Here is a 3,584-nt window from a genome sequence, read left to right as displayed (position 1 = left end):
CCTTGATGAGGCGCGTGCCCTCCGGGGTGCCGTCCGTCACCCACCACTCGGTGCCGTGAACGCTGTCGTACAGCGGCAGCAGCAGTCGCGACCCGAAGGGGGTCTGCACGTTCATGCTGAGACTTCCCCCGGGGCCCGGGTTGAGGTCCCCCAGGGGCCGGGTGCCCTCCGGGGTGCCGTCCGTCACCCAGGGCTCATAGCCGTTGCGGTCGGTGTCCGCGAAGATGACCCTCCCGCCCGCCACGCCCATGAGGGCCGGTGTGGCGTACGTGGGGTTCTCCACCACGCCCGTGCGGAGGTCGCCCAGCAGGACCGGCGCGCTGGCGCCTCCTGTCAGCGCCGCCCGGGAGCGCGCGGGCTCCGTGCCGCCGGAAGACGCGCCCTCCGGAGTGGGAGGAGCGCAGGAGACGAAGGTGGCCAGGAGGAGCACGAGCCCCGGGAGCGAACGCATGGGACCGGCACACTATCCGCTCCCGCCCCAGCGAGGCACGCCCCCCTCATTGACGCCACAATGACTCACAACCCGGGTCCGTCTTGATTCAGCGATGCAGGTCCGCGCGCTCCTTCAGGTAGCGCAGGAACAACTCCGGCTGCAGCCAGACCGTCATCCGGCCCTCCTGGGGCGGAGCGAAGAACGGTCCCGAGTCCACCCAGTCCCCTCCCAACCGCAGCCGGATGCCGAGGGTGTAGACCGGCTGCTTGGAAGAGAGCGTGAGGGGAAGGACTCCCCGCTGGACCACGACCGGGGCGTTGACGCCGTGGGGAAAGGTGACGAGCTCTGCCTCCTCTCCCGCAGGGGTCTCGACGCGGACGACGGTCTCATCCCCGGAGCCAGTCTCTCGGCGGATCTGGAACCCATTCCGGCTGTTGAGGAGCGCGAACCATTCGCCCCGCGTGCTGTCATCCAGATCGGGGCCGAACGTCCTCCAGAACAAGCGCCACACTGGCCTGACATGGTTCCAGTACTGCTGCGCATCCGTGACGTCCCAGCCGCCATCCAGCCGAAGGCCTGTGATGAGGTCCTCCGACACGCGTTCGGTAGGTCTGAGGCTGTCATCCGCCGCCGCGGCTGTCCGCACGGCGCCAAACCACTCGATGATTCCGGCCTCGGCGCGGTTCACCGCGGTGTCGTGCCCGCGGACTTCCCGCCAGGATGCACCGAACTTCCGTGCCACCAGGGACGCGCGCTTGGAGAGTGAAACCTTTGACCGCCACGATGCCAGGGGCGCTGTCTCGATGACGTCCGAGTCTGCGTGACGCCCTTCCATTTCGACCTCTCCCGGATCGTTCCGCAGCCGTTCGAGCGCTGCCTGACCCGGGCGAAGTCCCAGCGCCGCCGCGAGCACGATTCCCTGGAGACGGACGGTGGCGGAGGGCGAGGCCAGGAGCCGCTCGACGCCGGGCAGCGCCAACCCGCCGAGCGTTCCCAGTTTGTCTCTCAGTTCCTGGAGCCTCCGTCCCTCGATGCGCAGCCGTGAGTCAGTCAGGGGTTCGTTGCCACAGAGCCTCACCGGGAGTTCCTCGATGAGTTCGCGGGGAGCGGGCTCCGTCTCCCAGAAAGCCACGAGTCCCATGCCTCGGGCCACGGCCTTCGCGCTCAGCGCGCTCAACTCCGGATGGCCGCCGAGCAGGTCGGGGTGGATCCTGCGCTTCGTCAGGACTTGGATGAACTCGAGCAGTGCCGCCCGTGCCTCGCCATCGCGGGCACGGGTGGCCAGCGCCTCCAGCCCGGGCAGCAGCGCTGCGCCCCGGGAGAGCAGCCGCACCTGCGCCTCGGCACGCTGGGCGGGGTCTCCCGCGATCAGCCAGTCCAGCAGCTCCTCCTCGCTCTGCGATCCGGTGTCGGGCCGCAGTTGTTCCCGCTCCAGCCAGGACCAGGTGGGCCCGGAAGCCGAGCCGCCCGTGCGTCCAGCCAGAGGCGCTGGCCGCGCCGCGTAGACCCCCGCCGCGCCCCGGGCAGGGACGCCAGCGGCACACGCGGCGGTGGCGAAGGCCATCATGCAGATCAGGACTCGTGGCGCACCGTGCCTCACCAAGCGGTCACCTCCAGGCCGTGACTCTAATCCCAGACGGAGGCGGAAAGGCGATGGGCCCGCGCGGTTGACGGCACGGCTCGACTTCGTACAGGACCGCATGGTGCAATGACGCGCATGCCCAGAGTGTTTCTCTACAATCCCTTCGAGAGCGACTGCATCGAGGATCTCATCGACAGGTGGATCAAGGCCGAGGTGGCGCGGGGCTGGACCAAGGAGCTGGTGCGGGTGCGGCACGGTCCGGACAAGCCGCTCGACGACCTGAAGCCCGGCGACACGCTCTACATCATTGGCCACGGCGACGTGACGCCGAACCGCATGGTCGACCGGGCCGCCTCGGATGGTGGCACCCCGGAAGTCCTCCAGCCGCACGAGCTGGCCGCGCGGCTGCTCGCGGACGGGCTGACCGACAGGGCGATCACCATCAAGATCTACAGCTGTCTGGCGGCCCGGGGCGTCCTGGACAGCTTCGCCACGAACGCCGCGATTCAGATCAAGCTCAAGTGTGGAAGCAACGCAGGGATGTCATGCAAGTTCAACATCTACGGCTACGACGAGATCGTCTCCATCCTGGTCCTGAATCCCCAGACGGGGGAGTACGGCAAGTTCGTCGGTGAGCTGAAGCAGGACGTCACCGGCGAGAGCGACGACACCATCGAACTCACCACCGTGAAGGCGAGCTCCTCCAGAAGACTGCTCGTCAAGAAGGGCTTCGGCTTCATGTAGCGACGGAGGAGCCGCTCGTTGGCGTGCTCCTCCGTCGCGTTCAGGTGCAGCGGACTCAGGGCACCGCGCTCACGTCCACGTCGATGACGCGCGGCTCCTCGGTGCTCGTCGCGCCAGTGACCGAGGGCATCACGGCGGCCACCTGGAGCGTCAGCGCCCATTCACCCGTGCTGAGCTGGGTGGGAACGTACTTCCAGGAGAGGTGCACGGCCCCCGTCGTCTCACCCTCGGCCCACAGCGCCTCGCGCGCCCGCTGCTCGATCTGCGCCGTCGTCAGCCGCGTTCGCAGCAGGTGGCCTGAACGGGCCAGGGCCGGCCAGCTGATGAGCGCGCGCTGGAAGCTGCCATCCGGGCCGTGGGACACCACCGCGCGGTGGCCCTCCACGCGAATGCCGTTGATGGCGCGCATCACGAAGGTCTTGTGGCGGTGGAGCACGGGCGCTTCGAGGACCGCGTTCTCCTCGCTCTGGATGAAGGACTTCACCTGCCGCACCGCCCCCAGCTCCGCCGTGGGGATGCCCCAGCGCTGCAAGCGTGCCAGCGCGGTCCGCTGCAACACCGCGGGCTCCTGCGGAGTCTCCGGGCCCGCGCCGGCCTTGTTCAGCACCAGCACCTGACCTTCGGAGGGATCGCGCTCGATCTTCCAGGTCTGGGACTCCAGGTCCCAGCGGGTGCCCAACGGCACCTCCGTCTGGGAGAAGGGCTCGGTCGTGCCCACCAGGGAGCTTTGCAACACGGCGGCGTCGAACGCGGTGCGGGGAAGCAGGGTGGTGGGAATTCCTCCGGTGGGAGGCGTGGCGAGCTCCGTGGAGTCGAAGATGAAGC

Annotated in this window: 3 protein-coding genes and 1 pseudogene; 1 reads left to right on the top strand and 3 read right to left on the bottom strand. The window is 68.8% G+C overall.

Annotated features, from left to right (window positions below):
• Both D7W81_RS40370 and D7W81_RS40365 read right to left on the bottom strand, forming a co-directional pair.
• Positions 1–451 (bottom strand): annotated as a pseudogene (locus D7W81_RS40370) (hypothetical protein); the annotation flags it as partial.
• A gap of 88 nt (positions 452–539) precedes the next feature.
• Positions 540–2,000: a hypothetical protein gene (locus tag D7W81_RS40365; protein ID WP_147445810.1), complete on the bottom strand. Its 1,461-nt coding sequence runs from the start codon at positions 1,998–2,000 to the stop codon at positions 540–542.
• Positions 2,001–2,150: 150 nt separating this feature from the next.
• Between D7W81_RS40365 and D7W81_RS40360 the strand changes: the two genes are divergently transcribed.
• Positions 2,151–2,759 carry a hypothetical protein gene (locus tag D7W81_RS40360; protein ID WP_147445809.1) on the top strand — a complete coding sequence of 203 codons (609 nt, stop codon included), beginning with the start codon at positions 2,151–2,153 and terminating at the stop codon, positions 2,757–2,759.
• 55 nt (positions 2,760–2,814) lie between these two features.
• Here the strand turns inward: D7W81_RS40360 and D7W81_RS42660 are convergent.
• On the bottom strand, positions 2,815–3,584 hold a 770-nt coding region (locus D7W81_RS42660; RefSeq protein WP_158621788.1), incomplete at its 5' end, for a hypothetical protein.

Source organism: Corallococcus aberystwythensis, from assembly GCF_003612165.1.
Lineage (GTDB): Bacteria > Myxococcota > Myxococcia > Myxococcales > Myxococcaceae > Corallococcus > Corallococcus aberystwythensis.
This window is presented reverse-complemented; position numbering and strand designations above follow the sequence as displayed.